Origin of the sequence: Helicobacter pylori (assembly GCF_030062585.1) — a bacterium.
Classification (GTDB): Bacteria; Campylobacterota; Campylobacteria; order Campylobacterales; family Helicobacteraceae; genus Helicobacter; species Helicobacter pylori_CN.
Genome location: NZ_CP071935.1, coordinates 431993 through 457513, shown reverse-complemented (window position 1 = coordinate 457513; position 25521 = coordinate 431993). Strand labels below are relative to the sequence as shown.

Here is a 25521-nt window from a genome sequence, read left to right as displayed (position 1 = left end):
CCTTTAATAAACAAATTCATAAAATAAATCAATGTGATCGCTTAACGCCATTAAATTCGCTAATGAAACGATGTATTTATAAGCCACGCTTTTTTGCTCCACGATGATAGAAGAAAGCGTGTTTCTCGCATCAATGACTTGAGCGTTGGTGCTTAAACCTTGTAAAAAAGCCTGCTCTTGGAGTTTTAAATTTTCCTTGGCTAATTCCACGCTAGAAAGCAGGCTTTTGTATTCTTTCAAATAAGAAAGCGTCTCTTTATAAGTCTTATTCACTAATAATTCCATGTTTTTTTTAGCTTGGATTTGTTCGCTACTGGCTTGCAACTCCGCTAATTTGCTCGCTTGGTATTTTTGGAAACGCCCTGTGGGGGAGAGTATGGGCATGCGCCCCGCCACGCCCACAAACCAACTAGGGATCATGTCTTCAAACACCGAATTGTTTTGTTTCATGATATAAGAGCCAAAAAAACTCACTTGGGGCAAGAATTTAGCGATCTGTAGTTTGGTGTTTTCTTTAGAAATTTGAACCTGGTTTTCTAAAGTCTTTAAAACCGGGTAGGAATTGAGCGTGGAAGAAACAAAAAAGCTCAGATCGGGCAGATTTTTCTCGGTGTGGATCTCTAATTTGCTTGAAGGCGCTAGATCGTCCTTGCTAGATAAAATGGAATTGAACGAGAGCTGCGAAACTTCTAACACGTCTTTAGCCTTAACGCTAGCGATATGGGCCTTATCATAAGCCACTTGAGCGCCTAAGGTTTCTACCCTAGCGATTTGCCCTACTTTTTGCATTTTTAAAGCGTTTTGGAAATGCTTATAATGGCCTTTTTCTACCTCTTCTAAAGTTTCAGCCACTTCTGCGTTTAACACCATGCCATAATACACGCTCACAAGCTCTTGAAAAGTGGAAAGCTTTTTCAAACGATACACTTCATTGGCGTCTTTTTGCATCAAATCCGCAATGCGCACCATCGTGAATCTTGCCCCACCCATATAAAGGGGGTAAATAATGCTCAACGCCCCAATCACGACATTTTGCTTAGAAAACAATAAGGGGGCTTCTAAAGTGCTGCTCAAAGCCCCAAAACCTTGCATCACCCCTTGCATGCCCGCTTGGATTTGAGGGGTTAATACTTGAGGGGGGATATTTTGCTGGATGTTTTGCAAGCCTTGATGGATCTGGTTGGTGGCTTTTTGCACGCCCGGTTGTTTTTGGCTGGCAAAATCCATTTTAATGGGGTTAGAAAGATACACGTAAAACGCGCTCAAATCAATTTGAGGCAAAAAAGAAAGCTTGGCCGCTAATTTCATTTTACTCGCTCGCTTAATGGCGTATTCTTGCGCATGCAAGCCTTCATGATTGGATAACACCCTAGCCCATGCGTTTTTTAAAGAGAGTTTTTGAGCGTTAGGGTGGTTCAAAGGCAGGCTATCTTCAGCCAAATTCAAAGAAGAAGGCTCGGTTTTAGGAACTCCATCAACAGCGCTTAAAGAGCTATTGAATAATAAGCCCAATACAAAGAGGGTTGTTTTTTTCATGCTTCATTTTCTCCCTGATCTTGTTTAACCGCTTTCAAGCGTTTTATCCTAGCCCCATCCACGCTTAAGACTTCAAAAGCATACCCATGCGAAACGATTGTATCCCCCTCCATAGGCATGCGCTCTAACAAGCTGAAAACATAGCCCCCAAGCGTTACCTGCTCGCATTCTTTGTCAAATTCAATGTGAAGCACTTCTTCTACGCTCTCTAAATCCAGCATGCCCTCTAATTCAAACACGCCTTCTTCAAGCTTGTTCACGCCCTCTTGTTTTAAATCGTATTCGTCGCTAATCTCTCCCATGATTTCTTCAATAATATCTTCCATAGTGAGCAACCCGGCCGTGCCGCCGTATTCATCAATCACCAAAGCGGTATGGATTTGCTCTTTTTTCATTTTAATAAGGATTTGAGAAATAGACGCGCTCTCAGGGACGATGATCATTTTCCTAACGATTTGATTGAAATCATGCATTTTGGGGGTAAAAATAGAGCGAGAAAGCAAGTCTCTGATATGCACCATGCCGATAATGTTATCCTTAGAACCCTTGCAATAAGGGTAGCGCGTGAAGCGGCTTTTTAAAACAATGTCTATATTTTCTTCATAGCTGTTTTCTTCGTCCAAACACACCATGTCTTTTCGTGGGGTCATGATTTCTTTAGCGCTCGTGTCAGAAAAATCCACCGCGTTTTTAATGATTTCGCCCTCCACTGAATCAATAATGCCCTCTCTCAAACTCTCGCCCACGATGATTTTTAACTCTTCTTCAGAATGCGTGCCCTCATGCTCTTTAGGATTGATGCCCACTTTTTTTAAAAAGAAATGAGCGATCACATCAAACAAGCGCACCACCGGGTAAAACACGACCCAAAACACATGCAAAGGGCGTGCGGCAAAAAGAGCGGCTTTTTCAGATTTAGCGATCGCTAAAGATTTAGGCACAATCTCGCCCAACACGACATGCAAAAAAGTGATGCTTAAAAACGCTATGACCACGCTCATTGAATGGATAAAAATAGGATTTTCTCTCAAATCCATAGACTCAAACAGCGCGGCTAACAATTTTGCGATAGCGGGCTCACCCACCCAGCCTAAAGCTAGTGAAGAAAGGGTGATGCCTAACTGCGTGGCGCTCAAATAAGTGTCTAGTCTTTGACTCATCTTTAAAGCGAGTTTAGCGTTGGAATTACCGATTTTAACCAGCTCTTCTAAGCGGGTTTTACGCACTTTCACAAGGGCAAACTCTGAAAGCACAAAAAAAGCGTTCAACAGCACCAATAAAAAAGCAACCATCAACATCAAAATTGATTCAGACGGATCCAAATAAGCTCCTTGATTCCTCCCCATGATTTAAACCTAAAACCTAACGATAAATATAAAATATATAAAATCTTAGAATTTTAACATAAAAGATTAAGCCTAACTTTAAAAATCAAGCCTTTAAAAACCCTAGAAATACTTTTCTATAAAACCAAGAGCCACAAAAAGAAGCGCCCCCAAAAGTGCAGAAACCGGCACGGTTACCAACCAAGCGGTAACAATCTTTTTTAAAATGGAACGCTTGATCACTTCTTCTTTATACACTTTTTTAAGCGACTTTTTTTCTTTCTTTTTCAATTCCAAAGCGATGGCGGTGTTCTTGCTTTTTTTCAAGCTCTCTAGCATGAGCGATTTTTCTTTCAAATTGGCTTTATCAAAGCGCTCTAAAAAGCCTTCAATTTCTTCTAAATCTTCCCCAAAGTGTGCGGCTACAATGTTGTCTCTGATCCTAGCAAAACGCCTTCTTGATTGCTCCCTTAAACGCTCCCTTAAAAAGCCCACCCCAAACACCGCGCCCACCACAATATGCGTAGAGCTTACCGGTAAGCCTAATTGAGAGGCTAAAAGCACGGTGATGACTGCTGAAAGCGCGATGCAAAAAGCTTGCATTTTGTCTAATTCTGTGATTTCTGACCCCACCGTTTTAATGAGCTTTGGCCCATACAAGCTCAAGCCTAAAGCGATCCCAGCTGCCCCCACTACCATAATCCACAACGGCACAGAGCTTAAAGTATTCCCTATGGGGCTATTCGCATCTTCTAAAGTTTGACTGATGGCCGCTAAAGGGCCTATAGCGTTAGCCACATCATTAGCCCCATGCGCAAAGCTTAAAAGCGCAGCAGCAAAAATCAAAGGGACATTGAAAAGCTCATTAATGCTTTCATGGCTGTTTTCTAATTGCGGGGCTTTTTTTAACACAAATCTTTTAAAAAGGATAAAGATTAAAAGCGCAAGGATGCAACCGCAAGCGAGCTGGATTTCAAAACCCACCGCATAGAGGCGTTTTAAAACCTTAACCATCAAATACCAGCTAAATGTTAAGCTCATCAACGCTACCAAATAAGGCACGACCTTTAAAGCCGCGCTCTTTTTATCTTCTTTATAAGCGATAGTCTTTTTAATGAGCATTAAAAAAAACATGGCTATCAAAGCCCCCATTAAAGGCGAAATTACCCAACTAGCCACAATGCCGGATAAAAAATGCCAATTGACCGCTGCCATTCCAGCTGCTGCCATTCCAGCCCCCATAATCCCCCCCACTACAGAGTGTGAAGTGGAAACGGGAGCGCCAATTAAAGTGGCTACATGCAACCACAACGCCCCACTGAGTAAGCTAGCCAACATGACATTAATGAAAACATGCGCATCATTAATAAATTCAGGCGAAACGATACGACCCTTAATCGTAGAAACCACTTCCCCCCCAGCAATGATCGCTCCAAGCATTTCACAAATCGCAGCAATCAAAATCGCCCCACCCATGCTAATGGCTTTAGAGCCTACGGCAGGGCCGACATTATTAGACACATCGTTCGCGCCAATATTCATCGCCATATACCCCCCAATCACAGCCGCAAAGATGAGCAACAATCCCTTAGAATTAGCCTGCCCAAAAATGAGAGCGAGCAAAGCGGCACCGATGAGAAACAAAAGAGCGAGAGCGATCTTTAAAGTGTCTTTTTGGAGTTTTTTGGAAGCTTTTTCAAACTCTTTGATGTTTTTAATTTCCATACCGTCATCAAAACCTTATTCTAATAGTGGCTCTATTCTATCCAATTAGCCCTTGAGCCACTCTTAAAAAGCGTTGTTTGATAAAAATGGCTCATTATATGGTATCTTAAAGTAAAATTTTAAAAATAAGGTTTTTAAAAATGATAGAATTTAGCGATGAAGATTTACAAAAACCGGTGCGTATTGTGATAGAAAAGATCCGCCCTTACTTGCTCAAAGATGGCGGTAATATTGAAGTGCTTGGGGTGAAAAGCATGAAAATTTATGTGGCTTTAGAGGGAGCGTGTAAGACTTGCTCTAGCAGTAAGATCACTTTAAAAAATGTCATTGAAAGGCAACTTAAAATGGATATCCACCCCAATTTAGAAGTGGTGTGCTTAGAAAACGCTAAGGAGTTTGATAAGCTTTAAGGATTATAGGCATGCAAAAGTTTGATTATGAATTTAAAAAGCGCGCGTTGATCAAAGATGGCTTTTTAGCGTTCAAGCAAGCCCATTACGCTGAAGCGTTACGCCTTTTTTCTGAAGTGTTGTTTTTGGATAAAGACAACCAAAAAGCCAAAGTGGGGGCGTTATTAAGCGACATCGCTAAAGATTTCCCTAAAGAAGCCCATAGCTTTTATGAATTGTATCAAAGCTTGATCGCTATGCAAAAACGGAGTTTAAAAAACCAGGCTGAAGAGCAAATCATCAATTTGATCGCTTCTTTTGATGAAGGGCTAAACCAAATGACTGAAAAGATTGATGCGCAAATTTCTCAAAAAGGCGAGGAGTTGAACGGCATTTTGTATGCGGATTTCAAACGCTTGAGCTTGGAGCGCGGCTTTAAGGAGGCGTTTGAAGATTTGATGTTCAGCTCTAGGGTGATTTTTGACAATAAAGAGGATTTTTATGAATTTTTGAAAGAATTGAACCATTATGGCTATTATGAATTAGCAATCAATTACATTGAAAACATGCATGAAGATTCTTTTATTTACGATAAATTTTTGCGTTCTCTTTTAGAAGACGCCTTAAAATCCAATAAGGCTTAAAGAATGAAGCTTAAAAAAACCCTGACTTATCAAAACCACACCTATTCTTTTTTAAGCGATAACACGCATGAAGTTTTAGAAAACCCTAAAGAAATCCTTTTTGTCAAAACGCCTTTAAACGAAAAATACTCTCCTTTAATTGCAGAAAAAAACCTGGCTATTTTAGATTTTAACGAGCTTAAAAACTACTTTGATTTTAAAATGAAAATTGTAGGGATTACTGGCACTAATGGTAAAACGACCACAGCGAGCTTGATGTATTCCTTGCTCTTAGATTTGAATAAAAAGACCGCTCTTTTAGGCACAAGGGGGTTTTTTATCAACGATGAACGCATCAAAGAAAAGGGCTTGACCACGCCCACTCTTTTAGAGCTTTATGGCGATTTAGAAGAAGCGATTCGTTTGGGGTGCGAATACTTTATTATGGAAGTGAGTTCCCATGCAATTGTCCAAAAGCGCATCGCTGGGCTTGATTTCGCTCTTAAAATCTTAACCAATATCACAAGCGATCATTTAGATTTCCATCAAAATATAGAAAATTACAGAGATATTAAAAACAGCTTTTTTAAAGATGAGGGCTTGAAAGTGATTAACAGAGATGAAGCAAACGCCCTTTTTAACCCCATTAACGCGCGCACTTACGCGCTAGATAAAAAAGCGCATTTAAACGTTCAAGCCTTTTCGCTCAACCCCTCCATTAGCGCGTCTTTATGCTACCAACAAGATTTAAGAGATCCTAATCTCAAAGAAGTCGCCCTTATGCATTCCCCCCTTTTAGGGCGTTACAACCTTTATAATATTTTAGCGGGCGTTTTGGGCGTCAAATTGCTCACTCAATTACCGCTAGAAACGATCGTGCCGTTATTAGAAAACTTTTATGGGGTTAAGGGGCGTTTGGAAATTGTGCATCCTAAACCTTTAGTGGTCGTGGATTTTGCCCACACCACAGACGGCATGCAACAAGTCTTTGAAAGCTTTAAAAACCAAAAAATCACCGCTCTTTTTGGAGCAGGGGGCGATAGGGATAAAACCAAGCGCCCTAAAATGGGAGCCATAGCGAGCTGTTATGCGCATCAAATCATCTTAACTTCAGACAACCCTAGGAGCGAAAACGAAGAAGACATTATTAAGGATATTTTAAAAGGCATCAATAATTCTTCTAAAGTCATTGTAGAAAAAGACCGAAAAAAGGCCATTTTAAACGCTTTAGAAAATTTAAAAGACGATGAGGTGTTGTTGATTTTAGGCAAGGGCGATGAAAACATTCAAATCTTTAAAGACAAAACGATTTTTTTTAGCGACCAAGAGGTCGTTAAAAGCTATTACCAACATTTAAAACAAGGATAAACATGCAAGAATTTAGTTTGTGGTGCGATTTTATAGAAAGGGATTTTTTAGAAAACGATTTTTTAAAGCTCATTAATAAGGGGGCTATTTGCGGGGCGACGAGTAACCCTAGTTTGTTTTATGAAGCGATCACAAAAAGCGCGTTTTATCAAGATGAAATCGCTAAACTCAAAGGCAAAAAAGCTAAAGAAATTTATGAAACTCTGGCGCTAAAGGATATTGTACAAGCCTCTAGCGCGTTAATGCCTTTGTATGAAAAAGACCCTAATAATGGCTACATTAGCCTAGAAATTGACCCTTTTTTAGAAGACGATGCGATTAAAAGCATTGATGAAGCCAAGCGGTTGTTCAAAGCATTAAACCGCCCCAATGTGATGATTAAAGTCCCAGCGAGTGAAAGCGCTTTTGAAGTCATTAGCGCTTTAACTCAAGCCTCTATCCCCATTAATGTAACTTTAGTCTTTTCGCCTAAAATTGCCGGCGAAATCGCTCAAATCTTAGCCAAAGAAGCGCAAAAAAGAGCGGTCATCAGCGTGTTTGTCTCACGATTTGACAAAGAAATAGACCCTTTAGCGCCAAAAAATTTGCAAGCTCAAAGCGGGATTATGAACGCTACGGAGTGTTATTATCAAATCAACCAACATGCTAATAAGCTGATAAGCACCCTTTTTGCATCCACCGGCGTTAAATCCAACGCTTTAGCTAAAGATTACTACATTAAAGCGCTGTGTTTTAAAAACTCTATCAACACAGCCCCCCTAGACGCCCTAAACGCTTATTTGCTTGACCCAAATACCGAGTATCAAACCCCTTTAAAAATCACAGAAATTGAAGCGTTTAAAAAAGAATTAAAAGCGCACAACATTGATTTAGAAAACACCGCCCAAAAACTCCTTAAAGAAGGCTTGATAGCGTTCAAACAATCCTTTGAAAAGCTTTTAAGCAGTTTTTGATTTTTAAGGGTTTTTTGGATAGAATAAGCCCTTATTTTATTTTAAAGGATTGACATGTTAGAAGGCGTTATTAGAGAGAGTATTACTAAAGCTAACGCTAAAGCTTTAAAAAAAGATGGCTATCTAATCGCAAACGTTTATGGAAAGGGTATTGAAAACGTGAATGGCGCGTTCAAATTAAACCCTTTCATTAAATACCTTAAGGAAAAAAAGCATTTGATTTTTCCGGTGAAATTAGGGGATAAGACTTTTGAAGTCGTGGTTCAAGAATACCAAAAAAACCCCGTTACTAACGAGCTTATCCATGTGGATTTACTCGCTGTTACTAAGGGCGTGAAGTATAAGTTTAAAGTCCCTGTTAAACACCAAGGCACTCCAGTGGGCTTGAAAAATAAAGGGATTTTAATGCTCTCTAAAAAGCGTATCAGCGTGGAATGCACTCCAGAGCATTTGCCCGATCACTATTTAGTGGATGTGGCCCCTTTAGATGTGAATGAGTCTATTTTGGTGCGCGATTTAGAAAAACATGAGAATGTGAAGATCTTAGATCATGATTCTATCGCTGTGATCGGTGTGATTAAAGCGAAGTGATTTTAGGCTATGACGCTTTTAGTAGGTTTAGGCAACCCTACTCTGCGTTACGCTCACACCAGACACAACGCTGGTTTTGATATTTTAGATTCGCTCGTTAGCGAATTGAATCTTTCTTTCGCTTTTTCTCCCAAACACAACGCTTATTTATGCGTTTATAAGGATTTTATCTTACTCAAGCCCCAAACTTACATGAATTTAAGCGGCGAGAGCGTTTTAAGTGCTAAAAATTTTTACAAACCCAAAGAGCTTTTAATTGTCCATGACGACTTGGATCTACCTTTAGGCGTTGTGAGGTTTAAAAAGGGTGGGGGGAATGGGGGGCATAATGGCCTAAAATCCATTGATGCCTTATGTTCTAATTCTTATTATCGCTTGAGGGTGGGGATTTCTAAAGGGATTGGTGTGATTGAGCATGTGCTTTCAAAATTCCACAAAAACGAAGAGCCTTTAAAAAACGCTGCGTTTGAACATGCCAAAAACGCCTTAAAATTTTTTATAGAAAGCCATGATTTTAACGCTATGCAAAATCGTTTCACGCTTAAAAAACCTTTAAAAATAGAAAGTTAAGGGTTTAAAGTGCGTTTGTTTAGATTTGTGGGGTGGTATTATTTCAAATACTTTTTAATCGTGCTTTTAGCTTTGGAATTGTTTTTTGTAGGCATTGACAGCCTGAAATACGCCGATAAAATGCCTGATTCTGCGAACATGATCATTTTATTTTTCACCTATGATATTTTATTCGCGCTCAATTACACCTTGCCCATTTCCTTGCTTTTGGCGATGGTTTTATTTTATATCGCCTTCATTAAATCCAACCAATACACCGCCCTGCTCTCCATTGGCTTTTCCAAATGCCAGATTTTAAGCCCTATTTTTTTGATTAGCCTGTTTTTCACGGCTGTTTATGTGGGGTTGAACGCAACTCCTTTTGTGTATATGGAAGAAAAAACGCAAAATTTAATTTATAAAGACAATTCTTTGAGCGTTTCAGAGCATTTGTTAGTGAAATATAATGACGATTACGTGTATTTTGATAAGATTAATCCCTTATTGCAAAAAGCCCAAAATATCAAGGTTTTTCGCCTAAAAGATAAGACTTTAGAATCTTACGCTGAAGCTAAAGAAGCTTTTTTTGAAGACAAGTATTGGATCTTGCATGACACTACTATCTATGAGATGCCCTTAAGTTTTGAATTGGGTGCAAACGCTTTAAACACCACGCGTTTAGAAACCTTTAAAACGCTCAAAAATTTCCGCCCCAAAGTTTTAGACACCATTTATCAAAACAAGCCTGCGGTTTCTATCACAGACGCTCTTTTATCCTTGCATGCTTTAGTGCGCCAAAATGCGGACACGAAAAAAGTGCGCTCGTTTTTGTATGTGTTTGCGATTTTGCCCTTTTTTGTGCCGTTTTTAAGCGTTTTAATCGCTTATTTTTCGCCCAGTCTCGCCCGCTATGAAAACCTGGCTCTTTTAGGGCTAAAGTTTATCATTATCACGCTCGTTGTTTGGGGGCTATTCTTTGCTTTAGGGAAGTTCAGCATTTCAGGGATACTCATTCCTGAAATAGGCGTTCTATCGCCCTTTTTCGTATTCTTAGCCCTCAGTCTTTGGTATTTTAAAAAGCTTAATAAGAGGTTGTAGGATTTATAAACCTATAGCAACTCAAGCTCTCATTAGAGATCTAAATTAAAAGACCTACAATGCAACATTAACTTAAGACTTGTAAAATAGCCTAAAGAATTATTAAGGTTTTTGGTGAGTTCTGTTCAAATCCTATCTAATCTCAATTATCCCAAAGTGATTACCGAAGGACTGAGGAATTCTTTAAACACTCATATTGCAGTTGCTTTTTTAAAATACAGTGGGGTTGAGATTATTCAAGATGCTTTGATCAATTCTTTAGAAAAGGGGGCAGAATTTGAGATTATTGTAGGACTTGATTTTAAAACAACCGACTCAAAATCCATACGATTTTTGCTAGACTTAAATAAAACTTATAAAAAATTAAAATTTTACTGCTACGGCGACAAAGAAAATAACAAAACAGATATTGTATTCCACCCTAAAATTTATATGTTTGACAACGGAAAAGAAAAAACTTCCATTATAGGTAGCGCTAATTTAACCAAAGGAGGGTTGGAGAATAATTTTGAAGTCAATACCATTTTTACAGAAAAGAAACCATTATATTACTCACAACTAAACGCTATCTACAATTCTATAAAATATGCAGATAGTCTGTTCACTCCTAATGAAGAGTATTTAGAAAGCTATAATGAAGTTTTTAGCGCCATTATTAAAAATGAACAAAAAGTCTCAAAAGATAAAAGCATTCAAGAAAAGATTAAAAAGATTGAAAAACAAGAAAAATTGCTTCCTGGAACTATCCCCTCTATCAAGGCAATGATAGTGGAATTTATTTTCGCTTGTGAGGAAAAAGGCGTTAAACAAGTAGCATTACAAGATATTTATCAGGCATTAGAAGAGAGAATAAAAAAAGAAGAGTGGGGATACAAATACAAAAGCGATACTTTTAAAAATAGCATTAGGGGCGAACTCAACCACCATCAAAAAGATAGCCATTCAAAACAAAGTTTAGGACTCTTTGAGAGATTGCAAAAAGGTTTTTATGCTCTAACACCAAAAGGGCGTTCGTATAAAGGACGCTAAAGGTATTTATTTCAGACAATCCAGCCTAGTCTAATTTGAACTCTTTGCAAAGCTATCTCTCAATCAAAATAAAGAATTGAAAGAAAAATTTGACTCCAATGAGTATATATTTAGCGATGAAGAGTTAGAACACGCTAAAATATCCCTACAACAGCATAAGGACTCATTGTATGGTATAATGGTAGATTTATCAAAAAAGTAGAAAATAGTGCAGAATGGCTACAGCTCAATGGCAACTTGAAAGCTTAAAGCATCAAGCTTTCATCTCTAAGCCTTATCTAAGCCTTACCCAAAACCCTACCAAACTTAAAAAGTATAAACATAACGCAAATACATAGAATACTGACGGCGTAAGGTTTGGGTCAAGCTGAAATTGGTTTCTGCTCCGGTGATAGTAGTCGGGTTCCCATTCTCTAGCGGGCCTTGTTTTTTCGCTCTTATAGTAGTAGAGCCTTTGAAAAAGTGGTTAGGGAGCGTGGGGATTTTGATACCAAACTCAATGCCATGGTGTTCAAAAATATTGGTTCTAATGCCCACATTCACTAAAAATTGGAAAATCGTGTGATTCACCTTAGCGTTTAATTTTCCTGTGGTATAGACGCTATTAGGGTTAATCCCCACATTGCAACTCGCCGGCGTCGTGTCCCCGCAAGTGATTGTGCCATCAGCGTTAGTCATGTAAGCGTCAGCGTCCGTATTGACGCCATAAACATACCCATCCTTAAAATACCCCACACGATTATTAGTCCAAGTGTTACCCGCAAAATTCACGCCTAGAAAAAACCCCGCCGTGGCTTTAGGCTTGCCTATAATGTTAAAAAGCATGTCTGTGCCAAAACCATAAGTATACATGTCCGCTTTTTGATCGCTCAAATAAAAGGGCGATATAGCGTTAGCGGCTCTGGAGTTAGAGAAATTGGTATGCCCGTAATCAAAAAAACCATAATAGCGCAACCCAAACCACCTTTTTTTACCGATAAAATGCTTATAGCCTGTCATCACGCCTAGTCCATACATCGGCTGGTTACGGCCAGGAATGCTTTTATTGGTGCTAAGCATGGTGCGAGAAGTCCAATTGACCACGCAGTTAGCTTTAGTATAGCCTGGCGTTCCTGGCGTCCCTGAAGCTGGCTGACAGCCACCGGTCTGCCCGTCAGGAACTTTGCCATCATCATTAGCCGAAACATCGCCAAAAGGCACTTGAAACAACTCGCCGTTTTTATAAGCGTTTGTCTTTTGATCAGCCCTACCCACTTCCAAGCTAATCCCCACAAACGCGCCATTCTTTTCATGGGCATTTAAGGGGTTTGTCAGCCATAACGAACTCAAAAGAGCGCCTAAAATTACCGAGCCTTTTTTAGAAATATCTAAAGATTGAGCTATCAAAACAGATTCCTTACGATTAAAATTTTTACAAACCATTTTGCAATCTTGCATTCTATTTTTCTTCTTTGTCATAAAATTGAACACCACTCTCTAGGGTCTCCGCTTAAGTGTTACTTTTTTAATTATTTTATTATAGCTAATTGCAATCTTAAAAGTCAAACAAAAACCACCCATAAAATTCCCATAATAGTGGGATACTTGACAATAAAAACCTTTTGTAGTAGATTAAAAACTCTTTAATTTTCCCATGAATAAAGGATTTTAAATGGATGCGATTTATCCTTATGTGTTGGTTGTTCATTTATTGTGCGCCATTATTTTTATTGGCTACTTGTTTTTTGATGGAGTAATTTTCCCCAATGTGAAGAAAATGTTTGGCGAAGAGTTTGCCAATAAAGCGAATACAGGAATCACTCAAAGAGCGATCAAAATCATGCCCTTATGCGTTTTAGGGCTTGTTTTAACAGGGGGCATGATGCTTAGTCAATACATGGGGGGCGATAAAGGCTGGTGTGAAACCCCTTTTCAAAAAATACTCATGCTTAAAGTGATCTTAGCGTTAAGCATTTTTCTTTTGGTGCTTTTTTCTTTATTATGTAAGTTTTTGGGTAAGAAAAACCCTATTGGTAAATATATCCACCCTATCGCTCTAACTTTTGGCTTTTTAATCGCTATTTTAGCCAAAACAATGTGGTTTGTTTAAGAGCGTTTCAACCTCAAAGAATTTAAAACCACTAAGAGCGAGCTAGCACTCATGCTCAAACTCGCTATTAAAGGGTTGATGTATCCTAGCATAGCGACCGGGATTAAAATAGCGTTATAAATCAAGCTCAAAACAATGTTTTGCAGCACCACTTGATAGACTTTTTGAGCGTTATGAAACGCTTTTTCTAGCAAACTCAAATCCTCTTCTAAAAGCAAAATATCGCATGCGCTTTTACTCAAAGCGCTTTTTTCAAACCCCAAAGAAACGCTCGCTTTTTTTAAGGCTAGCGCGTCATTATTGCCATCGCCTACCATCGCGCACACGCCCTTATAAGAGCTGATGATTTGAGCCTTATCTTCAGGGGTCAAATGGGCATGATACTTAGAAATCCCTAATTTTTTCGCGCACTCCTTAACCGATCTTTCATTATCCCCGCTTAAAATTTCTAATTCTAAGCCTTGATTTTGTAAAGCCTGAATAACTTCTTTAGCGTTAGCTTTCAAACGCTCTTCTAAAATGAATAACGCGCATAAAGTCTTGTTTTTCGCAAAGCCTACCATGATATTAGCACTCTCTTTAGCCTTTATACCAACCCCCATAGCGTTTAAAAATTTCAAACTCCCCACTAGCAAGGTTTCGTTTTGATAGCTCGCTTTTAAGCCATGAGCGAAAAACTCTATCTTCTCTAAATCAACCTCATCGCCATGTAATGATTTAAGAATCGCGCTATGGACTAAATGCTCCCTAGTTTTTAAAAGGCTCTTTAAAAGCCTTTCATCAAATTCTTCGTAAATGATTTTTTCTTTTAAAAGGACTTCTTTTTGCGTGAGAGTGCCGGTTTTGTCTATAAAGATTTTTTTCACTTTAGCCAGAGTTTCTAAAAATAACGCTTCTTTAAACACGATCAAAGGGTTTTTAAACACCCCTATCACTAACGCAATGGGCGTGGCTAAAGCGAACGCGCAAGGGCAGCTTATGACTAACACGCTAATACACACCATTAAAGCTTTTTCAAAATTACCCCCCAAACCAAATTGCCACAATAAAAAGCTCACAAAGGCTAAAAACAACACCGCTTTAGAAAAAATATCCGCAATTTGATTCGCGCTGCTCTCAATTAAGGGCTTTTCTAAAAAACTCTTTTTTAAAGTTTCTAACAAACTAGAAAGGCGTGAGTTTTGAAAAGTAGCGCTCACTTGATAGCTAAAAGGCACGCCCACGTTCACATAACCCCCTAAAATTGGATCATTAACCCCCAATTCCAAAGGCTTAAACTCCCCACTGATCAAAGACGCATCCACGCTCGCGTTATTTAAAAGCACGCCATCTAGTGCGATTTTAGCCCCGCTTGGCACCCAAACAACAGAGCCTATCGCCACATCTTTAGGGTGTTTTTCTATCTGTTTGCCATTTTCTACAATAATCACGCTATGGATCTCATGCGATTCTAAGGCCAGACATTTTTCATTCGCAAACAGCCTGGCTTTTAATTCCAAAAACTTAGAGCCAAAAACAAGCGTTAAAATCGTGCTGCTCGCTTCAAAATAAGTCTCTTGAGACACCAACATCGCATAAAGGGAATAAACAAACGCCGACAACGCCCCAAAAGACACGCTCAAATCCATGCCCAAAACGCCATTTTTTAGCCCATAAAACGCCCCCTTAATGAAAAAACGCCCCACCACCACTAACACTAACAAGCTTAAAAAGAGCGATACGAGATCCAAATTCCTTTGCATGAGCTTATCCATGCCGCCATAACTCGCGCTACCATAACTCGCATACTTGGCAATGGCAATAAACATCAAATTCATGGTGGCAAAAAACCCCACGCTCAAAGTGAGCAAGTAGGAACGCTGCTCTTTTTGGGCTTTTAGGGTGTAATTTTGTGCGTTATAAATTTTAGCCCCATAGCCCAAACTCTCAATTTTTTGAACAATCTTTTTAGGGTTTAAGGACTTCTCAAACACGATTTGCAAGTGGTGGGTGGTGAAATTCACGCTCACTTTTTTAACCCCCTTTAAGCGCTCTAAAACCTTTTGATTGAGCCACAAGCAAGCGTTGCAATGCGTTTTTTCTAGCAAAAGATTAAGGATTAATTCGCCCTTATTGTTTTCTTCAAGGGCTTGTTCTAATTCTAAAATATTCATTGGATCTTGGGGCGTTACGGGGGCTAGAGTGGAATCGTTTAACTTGTCATAAAAGCTCTCTAAATTCAAATCCAACAATAACGCATACACCCTAGCGCACCCTGTGCAGCAAAAATGCAATTCCTTGTGATTGATCACCTCTTTAAAAAGCTCACTTTCTTTAAACTCCAACTGGCAATGCGAACATTTCATTTTTGAATCCTTAATTTAAGGGCGCTAATTGAGAAGCGCTTTGATAGAATAAGTGTTACAAGTTTGATAGATGCTTAAAACTTCTTTGGTGTTGTCGCTTTGGTTTTTGGAATTGTGCGTGATTAAAGGGGGCAAAACTTTTAGAGCGCTTTTGGAATTATTCCTGGCCGCTCCAAGCATCAAATGGGCGTTTTTGTCTTTAAAACTTTGGACAAACCTTAAAGCCTCTAGCGTGAGCTTAACGCTTTTTAAGCTTTCTACCACCAAGCAAAGCGACAAGGCTTCATAGCAAAAAATAAAATACCCTTTAGGTTTCAGGCATTTTTTCACTTTAGCCGCTAAAGAAGCGAAATCTAATTCGCTCTGGTGCCTCGCATGCCCTTTGTTTTTGGATTTAATAGAGCCTAAGGCATAAAAAGGAGGGTTGCACACAATCGCATCATACAAAATCGGAGGGTTAAAATCTAAAAAATCGCCCTCAAACACTTGAGCGTTAGGGAATTTAAGGGCGTTTTTTTGGGAACAAAACGCCATTTTGCTATCCTTTTCCACTAAATGAACGCTCGCTAGTGGGTTGTCTCTAGCGCAGAGCAAGCCTAAGATCCCACACCCTGATCCTATGTCTAAAATCGCGCCGCTATTTTTGATAAAAGGGCGTGAAAAATCGTATAAAAAAAGCGAATCGCTATTGTAAGAATAAGCGTTTAAGGGCTGGTATAATCTTAAGAGTTTTCTATCCATAAAAGGGCTTCATTTTCTAAGATTTGCGCATGCAACAACCGCCCTTTAAAAGGGGTTTTTAGAGCGAATGCACTAAACGCTTCGCTAATCATAGACGCATGCGAATGCAAAAGCAATGCGTCTATTTTGTCTCTCAAGCTCTCAAACAATCCCCACCCCCCTTCAATGAAATTAAACCCTTTCTCTAGGGGTAAATCTTTAGGGTTGTTGAAAATATTAACCAAACGATTGGGTGCAGAAAAAACTTTTGAATGGGGGCTAATTGAGTGCTTGGATAAAATAGCGATATTAGGGTTTTTATTGTGATAAAAGCTATCGCAAAAGCGAGAGTCTAATAAGGGGTTGTCCGTTCTTATGGTTTTCCCAGAAATGATGAGAGTGTTGCATATTGCTCGCTGGTTGTGCGTGAAAATAACGCTTTTTTGCCCGGTGATCTTGCCATGGTAATAATCCCCATTCATCCTTAAAGCGAGTTTGAACAAATTAAAACGCCCCTTTTGTTCCATTACCCTAAAAGGCAAGAGCAAGTCCTTAGCCTTGTTTTCTAAATTGCGACAAATTATTGTTTCAATACGAGCCTTTTGTAGCCTTGCTAAGCCCCCTTTTTTAGCTTCGTTTTCTTCTGTGGCAATGACCACTCTTTTAGGTTTTAAAATTTCTAACAATTCGCTGCACGCTGGGGTTTTGCCATAAGAATTGCATGGCTCTAGGGTGATTAAAAAAACGCAGTCTTTAAAAGCGTTATCGTGGCGTGTTTTTAAAAAATCGCTTAAAGTTTTAGGGTCTTCTAATTTTTCTAAATCGTTTTTCAAACTGGGGCGTAAAATCTTTAGCGCTGATTTAGCGGCTAAGACTTCTGCATGCGGGGTTTTGGCTTTTTTGTGGGTTTCTAAACTCAAGATCTCATGGTTTTTATCCAACACCATGCAAGCCACGCTCGGGTTTTCTAAGGCTAGGGTTTGATACTCCCATGCCTTATTTAAGCAAATTTCTAATAAACTTTCATAAAGTCTCATGGTTTAACTAGGGAAAAAAGGCAAGAGCAAAAAGCCTTTAATCGCTAAAGCGTTAATAATATCAACAAAAAACGCCCCTACTAAAGGCACGACAATAAACGCCACATGCGATGGCCCATAGTGGTTGGTGATGGTTTGCATGTTCACCATAGCCGTTGGGGTCGCTCCAAGCCCAAAACCGCAATGCCCCGCGCACAACACCGCCGCATCATAATCCTTCCCGCATACCCTAAAGGTTACTAGCACCACATAAAGGATCATAACCGCCACTTGAACGCTCAAAATAACCGCTAAAGGCACAGCGAGTTTTAACAATTCCAATAAATTCACGCTCATTAAAGCGTAGGCTAAAAACAGGCTCAAACTCACGTTCCCTATGACTGAAACCTCTCTGTCAAACACGCTATGGATTTTAAAAAACGACAAGGTGTTTCTTAAAATAACCCCTACAAACAAGCACCACACAAAAGTCGGCAAGGTGAAGCTTTTAGGCATCAAATGCGATAAAAAAGTCCCCACCAATAAAGCGATCGCAATCAAAGCTAAAGTTTCTACAAAACTGGATGCGGTGATTAGGCGCTGCTCTTTAGGGGTTTCAAAGCCTTTAGACGCCACGCCCTCTAAAGTGTCTTTTTCTTTAGTGTCTTTAGGCTCTAGTTTGTATTTTGAGATCAAATATTTAGCGACAGGCCCTCCAATAATCCCCCCGCTCACCAAGCCAAAAGTCGCGCACACCATACCCACTTCTAAGCTGGAGCTAAAATTATAAGGTGGTTGGGTGAAAAAATTAGCCCATGCCGCGCTAGTGCCATGCCCTCCCACTAAAGCGATAGACCCCCCTAAAAGCCCCATTAAAGGATTGACCCCTAAAAGGCTAGCGATAGAAATCCCCACTGCATTTTGACACACCACAAACCCCGCCACAGCCAGCAAAAAAACCGCAAGCATTTTGCCGCCTTTTTGTAAAGATTTGAAATCCGCGCTCAAACCAATGGTGATAAAAAAAGTCAGCATTAAAGGATCTTTTAAAGAAGAATCAAACTGCAAACCAAAATTGTAAAACTGACGCGCTAACATGATAAAAAAAGCGACTAAAACCCCGCCCACAACAGGCTCTGGAATATCATAATCGCGCAAAAACTTGACTTTAGAAATCACATAACGCCCCAAAAGCAGCACTAAAACCATGCACACCAAAGTGGCATAAATATCCAACTTAATTTCTTGCAAGCCTGCATCCTTATTAATCAAATTTATCTTATTATAATATAATACCCCCCTAAAAGAACGAGATTAGTTAGAAAGTAGGTGTTCCTTGCATACAGTATTACAAATTGGAGCTGGTGGCGTAGGCAGTGTGGTAGCGCACAAAATGGGCATGAACAGGGATGTGTTTAAAAATATCATTTTAGCGAGCAGGAGCTTAGACAAATGCTATGCGATTAAAGAAAGCATGCTCAAAAAGGGTTTGGGGGAAATTGGCGTTGAGCAAGTGGATGCCGATAATACGCAAGCCTTAGTCGCTTTAATCCAAAAATACAAGCCTAAAGTCGTTGTTAATGTGGCTTTACCCTATCAAGATTTAACGATCATGCAAGCATGTTTAGAGACTAAAACGCATTACATTGATACCGCCAATTACGAGCACCCGGATTTAGCGAAGTTTGAATACAAAGAGCAATGGGCGTTTGATAAAGCTTATAAAGAAGTGGGGATTTTAGGGGTTTTAGGGGCTGGGTTTGACCCGGGCGTAACTAACGCTTATGTCGCTCACGCTCAAAAACACCATTTTGACACTATCCACACTTTAGACATTTTAGATTGCAACGCTGGGGATCACAAACGCCCTTTTGCCACGAATTTTAACCCTGAAATCAATTTGAGAGAAGTCAGCTCTAAAGGGCGTTATTATGAAAACGGCAAATGGATTGAAACCAAGCCTTTAGAAATCAAGCAAGTGTGGGCTTACCCGCAGATTGGCGAAATGGATTCGTATCTTTTATACCATGAGGAATTGGAATCGTTAGTCAAAAACATTAAGGGCTTAAGGAGGGCGAGGTTTTTTATGACTTTCTCTCAAAATTATTTAACCCACATGAAATGCTTAGAAAATGTCGGCATGCTAGGCATTAAAGAAATAGAGCATCAAGGCGTAAAAATCGTGCCGATACAATTTTTAAAAACCTTGCTTCCTGATCCGGCCACTCTAGCCAAAGACACCACCGGTAAAACCAACATCGGGTGCTATATGACCGGCATTAAAAACAACCAAGACAAAACGCTCTACATTTACAACGTGTGCGATCATAAAAAGTGCTATGAAGAAGTGGGTTCGCAAGCCATAAGCTACACCACCGGCGTGCCAGCGATGTGCGCGGCTAAAATGATTTGCAATGACACTTGGAGCACGGATCATTTTAGGGCCGGGGTGTTTAACATAGAAGAATTAAACACCGATCCTTTCATGGAAGAATTGATCAAACAAGGCTTGCCTTATGAAGTGATTGAGCGCTAGTTTTAGGCTTCAATCTTCACTGGGTGCAATAAACACCGATTCCCTTTCTATCGTAATATTCTTATCATCCGCGCTATAAGCTTGTATGGTAATAGGGATTAGAGCGTCTTTAGCACGTTTGTATTCTGTGGCGTTACTTTTTAGGGGTTTTCGTAAAATCACCACCGCTTTAATCTTTTGCCCGGCTTTAATGGCGATAGGATTTAAAGGCTTTTTGATTTGGATGTCTTTTTGCCCTAAAATTTTGAAATAAAACTCATGGTCTTTATTGTCCGTGTTGTGGAATAAAAACACGTAATCGTTATCCACATACCCACTAGATCGCAATTCATACAGATCGCTGTTGCGGTTAATGTCTAAAAGCATGCGTTCTTTTTTAAACGAAGTGATGGCTAAAAGAGCTATCACAACAGCGATAACCCCCATGTAAGCGATCGTTTTTAAACGCACTAGGCGCACTTTTTGGTGCGTGTTAATAGCGTTAGTTGAAGACCATTGGATGAGTGAAGGGCGGTTGTATTTAGCCATGGTAATGGTGCATGCATCCACGCATTCTAAGCAATTGATGCATTCTAATTGCAAGCCCTTCCTGATGTCAATATGCGTGGGGCAAACCTGCACGCAATGCAAGCAATTCACGCATTCGTTTTCTGCACTGCGTTTTTTGGGGGGTAAGGGGAAGAGATGGCCCTGATTGTTATAAAGCGCTCCGCCGCGCTTTTCATCATAAATAGGGTTTAAGGTGTCATTGTCATACAACACCGATTGCACCCTAGCGTAAGGGCATAAATAAATGCAAAAACGCTCCGCAACCACCACTATATCAAATAGCACCACAGCCGTGCTAAAAAGCCAAAAACCCATAGCAACAGGGTGATCGCTAGGGTTTTTAAGATACATAAAAAAATCTTCTGGGGCGATGAAATAAAAGAAAAACAACATCATTAGCCCCGCCACAACAGGAGCGAACAACAAAACGCTTAATGCTTTACGGATCTTATAGCTTGGGGTGTTTTTAGGGCTTTCTTGTTTGTTGCTGATCTTTTTATGGAGTTTGAAAATCTTGGTTTCAATCACATCTCTATAAAGCACCCTTAAAAAGGTTTGCGGGCAAGCCCAACCGCACCACACACGCCCAAGGCTAGTGGTGATGAAAAAAATCCCTATAAAAAGCAAAATAACCATAAAAGGCATGACTTGCAATTCTTCAGCGCTAAAGATCTTGCCTAAAAAATGCAGTTGCTTATGCTCAAAGGAGATCAAAAACAAATGCGCCCCATCAATGCGAACAAAGGGCGTGATTAATAGCACTAAAGAAATCAATAAAAAACCTATATAACGCTTCAAGCGAAACGATTTTAAAAAATGGCTAGAAGTTTCAAGCATTCTCAATATCCTAAAATTTTTAAGCCACTATACCCTAACAACTTAACGCTTTCACTTAAAAAGCAACATGTTATAATGATCGCTATTTTATTTGAAAGGGTATTTATGGAAAGCGTTTTAAATTTCCTAACCAATATCAATGTGATTTTCACCCTTTTGGGTTATTTGATTGGGGGGATTCCTTTTGGCTATGCGTTAATGAAGATCTTTTACGGCATGGATATTACTAAAATCGGATCGGGGGGTATTGGCGCAACGAATGTCTTACGCGCTTTACAAAGTAAGGGCGTGAGTAACGCTAAACAAATGGCTTTATTAGTCTTAATCTTGGATCTATTCAAAGGCATGTTCGCGGTTTTTTTAAGCAAATTGTTTGGGTTGGATTATAGTTTGCAATGGATGGTCGCTATTGCGAGCATTTTAGGGCATTGTTATTCGCCTTTTTTGAATTTCAATGGAGGTAAGGGCGTTTCTACAATCATGGGCTCTGTGGTGTTGCTCATCCCTATTGAAAGCCTCATCGGCTTGACGGTGTGGTTTTTTGTGGGTAAGGTGCTTAAAATCTCTTCACTCGCTAGCATTTTAGGGGTAGGCACAGCGACTGTTCTTATCTTTTTTGTGCCTTATATGCATATCCCAGATAGCGTCAATATCCTTAAAGAAGTCGGCACGCAAACGCCTATGGTGCTTATTTTTATTTTTACCCTTATCAAGCATTTGGGCAATATTTTTAATTTATTGACCGGTAAAGAAAAGAAAGTCTTATGAAAACTAAACAAGCCGTCCATATCCATAACTTCGTGTTTGAAACGATTTTGGGGATTTTAGAATTTGAACGCTTAAAACCCCAAAAAATAAGCGTGAATTTGGATCTTTTCTACACGGAATTACCCAATAAGGCTTATTTGGACTACATGGAAATCCAAGAAATCATTCAAAACACCATGCGAGAAAAACAATACCTTCTCATTGAAGACGCCCTGAAAGATTTAAGCCATGCTTTAAAAACGCACTACAAGGAGATCTCTGAGCTTTTTTTGAAAATCAGCAAGTTAGAAATTTCTCCCAATTCTCAAGTGGGGGCGAGCGTGAAAATTTACTATGAAAACGATCTTTAGCCTCTTTTTTCTCTTTATTGTTTTGAAAGCAAACCCCATAAACCCTTTATTAGAGCCGTTATTTTTCCCCAGTTACGCGCAATTTTTAGATTTAGAACCTCATTTTATCATTAAAAAAAAGCGCGCTTATAGACCCTTTCAATGGGGGAATACCATCATCATCAAACGCCATGATTTAGAAGAGCGCCAAAGCAACCAGCCAAGCGATATTTTCCGCCAGAACGCTGAAATCAATGTGTCTTCTCAAACTTTTTTAAGAGGGATCAGCAGCGCTTCTTCACGCATAGTGATCGATTCAGTCGCTCAGTAATCAGCCACTCAATAAAATGCTAAAACTTTTTTAATCACATTTTTCTTCATATTTTCTTAATCCTAAAACAAATTTAAGGTATTATTAAATAGAATAATGTAATAATAACCTTAGGTTTAAAACTTGACTAAATTTTTAGAAGAAAGTAAATAAAAAGGCTAAAAGAAATGCTTAGAAATCAATTTCGTATCGTGTTTGTCTCTTGTATTGTCGCTAGCAGTTTGCAAGCTCAAGAAAATACCCACACTTTGGGTAAGGTAACCACTAAGGGTGAAAGGACTTTTGAATACAACAATAAAATGTATATTGAAAGGAAAGAGCTCCAACAACGCCAAAGTAACCAAATCCGTGATATTTTTAGGACTCGAGCGGATGTGAATGTAGCCAGTGGGGGCTTAATGGCGCAAAAAATCTATGTTAGGGGGATTGAGAGCCGTCTCTTAAGGGTAACCATAGATGGCGTCGCTCAAAATGGTAACATTTTCCACCATGACGCTAACACCGTGATCGATCCCAACATGATTAAAGAAGTGGAAGTGATTAAGGGGGCAGCGAACGCTTCAGCAGGCCCTGGTGCGGTTGCGGGTAAATTGTCTTTCACCACGATTGACGCTAACGACTTCTTAAGGAAGAATCAAACTTATGGGGCTAAAGCGGAAGCGGGCTTTTATACCAACTTCGGGTATCGCATGAACGCTACTGCAGCCTATCGTGGGAAGAATTGGGATATACTCGCTTATTACAACCATCAAAATATTTTTTATTACAGAGACGGGAACAACGCTTTTAGGGATCTCTTCCACCCTACTTTTGACTTGCAAGATCCGAGCAATAGCGACATTGGCGTAGGGACTCCGAGTGAAGTCAATAGCGTTTTAGGTAAAGTCAATGGCTATATCAACGACACGGATATCATCAGCTTAAGCTACAACATGACAAGGGAGAATTCCACCAGGCTTTTACGCCCTAACACCACTTCAGCCCTCTCCAAAGCCAACGACCCAGGAAGCCAGCCAGCACCTTTTGTGATTGACTTTGGGAAAGAATTAGCCCATACGATCAACTTCAACCACAATTTGAGCTTGAAATACAAGCATGAGGGCGGCCCTAATTTTAACCAGCCGCGCATTGAATCCACTGCCTTTTTAGGGGTAAGAGGAGGCGATTATAACCCTGTGGTGAATCCTTTCGCTTACAATTCTAATGAGCCAGCTAACCCGGATTACATCCCTGAAGTTAAAGATTGGTGTAACAACCCGGACAATATCAGCCAGTGCACGCAAGGAGCTATCAGACCCTCTGATGGAGGCTATCAAATAGGCTATGGGCAGCCGGGCGCTATCAACTGGCAAGGCGCTTCTGCAATTTCCACAGGATCTAATATTTATCATGGGCTTGTCCCTAAAAATCCTGATTATGACATGACCCCCCCTAACGCTCAAAACCCTAGCGCAAACGATTGGACTTTAGGGAATGCGGACGCTGAGGGGACTTTAGCCAGAAGGATTTTTTTAATCAACTCAGGCGTTAATTTTAAAGTAACCCACCCCATTAGCGAAGATTATGGGAACGTGTTTGAATACGGCATGATCTATCAAAACCTGAGCGTTTTCTCTGGACTGGATAAAGGCAAAAACGGCTATTATAAAAACAACATTGATCCTAACGACCCTAATGGGCCGGGCTTGCCTTACCGCCATTACTACACCGATCAAAGCTCTCAATACCCCCAAAATCTAAATGCGCCTAACCCGCTCTATCGTAACATGCCCCAAAATTCGCATGCGATCGGGAATATCATCGGTGGGTTTATGCAAGCGAACTACAATATTTTAAGCAATGTGATCGTGGGTGCGGGAACTCGTTATGATATTTACACCTTGCTAGACAAAAACGGCCGCACGCATGTAACTTCTGGTTTCTCGCCTTCTGCAACCGTGCTTTATAACCCCATTGAAAGCATTGGCTTGAAAGTGAGTTATGCGTATGTGACTAAGGGGGCTTTGCCTGGCGATGGCGTTTTGATGCGCGATCCCACGGTGATTTATCAAAGGAATTTACGCCCTGCGATCGGTCAAAATGTGGAATTTAATGTGGATTACAACAGCAAGTATTTCAATGTGCGCGGGGCAGCGTTCTATCAAGTCATCAATAATTTCATCAACAGCTATGGGCAAGATACTTCTAAAAATGGTGGGGGTAACGCGACCGCAAAAAACATGTCAGGGAATTTACCCGAAACCATTAATATTTATGGTTATGAAGTTTCAGGGAATGTGCAATATAAAAATTTCGTAGGGACTTTCTCAGTGGCTCGCTCTTGGCCGACAGCTAGGGGGCATTTATTAGCCGATACTTACGCTTTAGCTGCCACGACTGGGAATGTGTTTATCCTAAAAGCCGATTACAATATCCACAAATGGGGGCTTACTTTAACTTGGCTCTCACGCTTTGTAACTAACATGTTCTATGAAGGCTATTCTATCTACTACCCTCAATACGGCTTGATGAAAATCCATAAGCCTGGGTATGGCGTGCATAATGTCTTTATCAACTGGACCCCCACTTCTAAAAAATGGCAGGGTTTAAGGATTTCAGCCGTGTTTAACAATATCTTAAACAAGCAATATGTCAGCCAGGCTTCCGTGTGGCAAGCGAGCGCGGACGCTCCAGCAAGCGATATGATCCCTAAAAATAAACGCATGGCACTCCCTGCTCCTGGATTTAACGCGCGTTTTGAGGTATCCTATCAGTTCTAAAATGAAAGAAATCTTAGGATTTCTTTTTGAATTTTGAACATGGAAACAAACATGAA

23 protein-coding genes are annotated in these 25521 nt (G+C 39.9%); 14 read left to right on the top strand and 9 right to left on the bottom strand.

The window, feature by feature from the left end:
- Positions 1–3 precede the first annotated feature (3 nt).
- The 3 genes from J5F42_RS02170 to J5F42_RS02160 form a co-directional block, all read right to left on the bottom strand.
- Positions 4–1536: a TolC family protein gene (locus tag J5F42_RS02170; protein ID WP_097699280.1), complete on the bottom strand. Its 1533-nt coding sequence runs from the start codon at positions 1534–1536 to the stop codon at positions 4–6.
- Positions 1533–2882: a hemolysin family protein gene (locus tag J5F42_RS02165; RefSeq protein WP_283491477.1), complete on the bottom strand. Its 1350-nt coding sequence runs from the start codon at positions 2880–2882 to the stop codon at positions 1533–1535. Before J5F42_RS02165 ends, J5F42_RS02170 begins: the two co-directional genes overlap by 4 nt.
- A gap of 102 nt (positions 2883–2984) precedes the next feature.
- Complete coding sequence (locus J5F42_RS02160; RefSeq protein ID WP_000403638.1) at positions 2985–4586, bottom strand: inorganic phosphate transporter; 1602 nt, start codon at positions 4584–4586, stop codon at positions 2985–2987.
- A gap of 140 nt (positions 4587–4726) precedes the next feature.
- Here J5F42_RS02160 and J5F42_RS02155 point away from each other — a divergent pair, with 140 nt between their 5' ends.
- The 8 genes from J5F42_RS02155 to J5F42_RS02120 all read left to right on the top strand — a co-directional run bounded on the left by J5F42_RS02155 (position 4727) and on the right by J5F42_RS02120 (position 11186).
- A complete protein-coding gene (locus J5F42_RS02155; RefSeq protein ID WP_000569296.1) occupies positions 4727–4996 on the top strand; it encodes a NifU family protein in 270 nt (89 codons plus the stop codon).
- Positions 4997–5007: 11 nt separating this feature from the next.
- Positions 5008–5619 (top strand): hypothetical protein, encoded by a 612-nt coding sequence (locus tag J5F42_RS02150; protein WP_001168590.1) that lies wholly within the window; start codon positions 5008–5010, stop codon positions 5617–5619.
- Positions 5620–5622: 3 nt separating this feature from the next.
- On the top strand, positions 5623–6966 hold the full coding sequence (locus J5F42_RS02145; RefSeq protein ID WP_283491476.1) for a UDP-N-acetylmuramoyl-L-alanyl-D-glutamate--2,6-diaminopimelate ligase: 1344 nt from the start codon (positions 5623–5625) through the stop codon (positions 6964–6966).
- A 2-nt stretch (positions 6967–6968) separates the two neighbouring features.
- Complete coding sequence (gene tal, locus J5F42_RS02140; protein ID WP_283491475.1) at positions 6969–7919, top strand: transaldolase; 951 nt, start codon at positions 6969–6971, stop codon at positions 7917–7919.
- A gap of 54 nt (positions 7920–7973) precedes the next feature.
- Positions 7974–8510: a 50S ribosomal protein L25/general stress protein Ctc gene (locus J5F42_RS02135; protein ID WP_097699275.1), complete on the top strand. Its 537-nt coding sequence runs from the start codon at positions 7974–7976 to the stop codon at positions 8508–8510.
- Between the two features lie 9 nt (positions 8511–8519).
- Positions 8520–9080 (top strand): aminoacyl-tRNA hydrolase, encoded by a 561-nt coding sequence (pth, locus tag J5F42_RS02130; RefSeq protein ID WP_283491474.1) that lies wholly within the window; start codon positions 8520–8522, stop codon positions 9078–9080.
- A gap of 9 nt (positions 9081–9089) precedes the next feature.
- A complete protein-coding gene (locus J5F42_RS02125) occupies positions 9090–10157 on the top strand; it encodes an LptF/LptG family permease (RefSeq protein WP_001236103.1) in 1068 nt (355 codons plus the stop codon).
- Positions 10158–10271: 114 nt separating this feature from the next.
- Positions 10272–11186: a phospholipase D-like domain-containing protein gene (locus tag J5F42_RS02120; RefSeq protein ID WP_198973037.1), complete on the top strand. Its 915-nt coding sequence runs from the start codon at positions 10272–10274 to the stop codon at positions 11184–11186.
- A 306-nt stretch (positions 11187–11492) separates the two neighbouring features.
- Here the strand turns inward: J5F42_RS02120 and J5F42_RS02110 are convergent, their stop codons facing one another.
- Positions 11493–12659 (bottom strand): outer membrane protein, encoded by a 1167-nt coding sequence (locus J5F42_RS02110; RefSeq protein ID WP_097699273.1) that lies wholly within the window; start codon positions 12657–12659, stop codon positions 11493–11495.
- Between the two features lie 178 nt (positions 12660–12837).
- Here J5F42_RS02110 and J5F42_RS02105 point away from each other — a divergent pair, with 178 nt between their 5' ends.
- Positions 12838–13275, top strand: a complete 438-nt coding sequence (locus J5F42_RS02105) for a CopD family copper resistance protein (RefSeq protein WP_000338871.1) — start codon at positions 12838–12840, stop codon at positions 13273–13275.
- Here the strand turns inward: J5F42_RS02105 and J5F42_RS02100 are convergent.
- The 4 genes from J5F42_RS02100 to gltS are packed head-to-tail and all read right to left on the bottom strand — an operon-like array spanning position 13272 to position 18607.
- The gene (locus J5F42_RS02100) at positions 13272–15620 is read right to left on the bottom strand and encodes a heavy metal translocating P-type ATPase (RefSeq protein WP_097699272.1); all 2349 of its coding nucleotides are present in this window, start codon (positions 15618–15620) and stop codon (positions 13272–13274) included. The genes J5F42_RS02105 and J5F42_RS02100 overlap by 4 nt on opposite strands.
- A gap of 24 nt (positions 15621–15644) precedes the next feature.
- Positions 15645–16361: a tRNA1(Val) (adenine(37)-N6)-methyltransferase gene (locus tag J5F42_RS02095; protein WP_097699271.1), complete on the bottom strand. Its 717-nt coding sequence runs from the start codon at positions 16359–16361 to the stop codon at positions 15645–15647.
- Positions 16343–17377 (bottom strand): dihydrofolate reductase family protein, encoded by a 1035-nt coding sequence (locus J5F42_RS02090; RefSeq protein ID WP_097699270.1) that lies wholly within the window; start codon positions 17375–17377, stop codon positions 16343–16345. Before J5F42_RS02090 ends, J5F42_RS02095 begins: the two co-directional genes overlap by 19 nt.
- Positions 17378–17380: 3 nt before the next feature.
- On the bottom strand, positions 17381–18607 hold the full coding sequence (gltS, locus tag J5F42_RS02085) for a sodium/glutamate symporter (RefSeq protein WP_078246341.1): 1227 nt from the start codon (positions 18605–18607) through the stop codon (positions 17381–17383).
- An 85-nt stretch (positions 18608–18692) separates the two neighbouring features.
- On the opposite strand from gltS, the gene J5F42_RS02080 reads away from it, so the two are divergent.
- The gene (locus J5F42_RS02080; protein ID WP_283491473.1) at positions 18693–19892 is read left to right on the top strand and encodes a saccharopine dehydrogenase family protein; all 1200 of its coding nucleotides are present in this window, start codon (positions 18693–18695) and stop codon (positions 19890–19892) included.
- A gap of 9 nt (positions 19893–19901) precedes the next feature.
- Here the strand turns inward: J5F42_RS02080 and ccoG are convergent, their stop codons facing one another.
- On the bottom strand, positions 19902–21278 hold the full coding sequence (gene ccoG / locus J5F42_RS02075) for a cytochrome c oxidase accessory protein CcoG (RefSeq protein ID WP_283491472.1): 1377 nt from the start codon (positions 21276–21278) through the stop codon (positions 19902–19904).
- Between the two features lie 105 nt (positions 21279–21383).
- Between ccoG and plsY the strand changes: the two genes are divergently transcribed.
- The 4 genes from plsY to J5F42_RS02055 all read left to right on the top strand — a co-directional run bounded on the left by plsY (position 21384) and on the right by J5F42_RS02055 (position 25465).
- Complete coding sequence (gene plsY / locus J5F42_RS02070; protein ID WP_025451121.1) at positions 21384–22046, top strand: glycerol-3-phosphate 1-O-acyltransferase PlsY; 663 nt, start codon at positions 21384–21386, stop codon at positions 22044–22046.
- Positions 22043–22396, top strand: coding sequence for a FolB domain-containing protein (locus J5F42_RS02065; RefSeq protein ID WP_283491471.1), 354 nt, complete (start codon positions 22043–22045; stop codon positions 22394–22396). Before plsY ends, J5F42_RS02065 begins: the two co-directional genes overlap by 4 nt.
- On the top strand, positions 22380–22706 hold the full coding sequence (locus tag J5F42_RS02060; RefSeq protein ID WP_283491470.1) for a Plug domain-containing protein: 327 nt from the start codon (positions 22380–22382) through the stop codon (positions 22704–22706). The genes J5F42_RS02065 and J5F42_RS02060 overlap by 17 nt, the downstream gene beginning before the upstream one ends.
- Positions 22707–22873: 167 nt before the next feature.
- Positions 22874–25465 carry a TonB-dependent receptor gene (locus tag J5F42_RS02055; RefSeq protein WP_283491469.1) on the top strand — a complete coding sequence of 864 codons (2592 nt, stop codon included), beginning with the start codon at positions 22874–22876 and terminating at the stop codon, positions 25463–25465.
- The last annotated feature ends 56 nt before the right edge of the window (positions 25466–25521 follow it).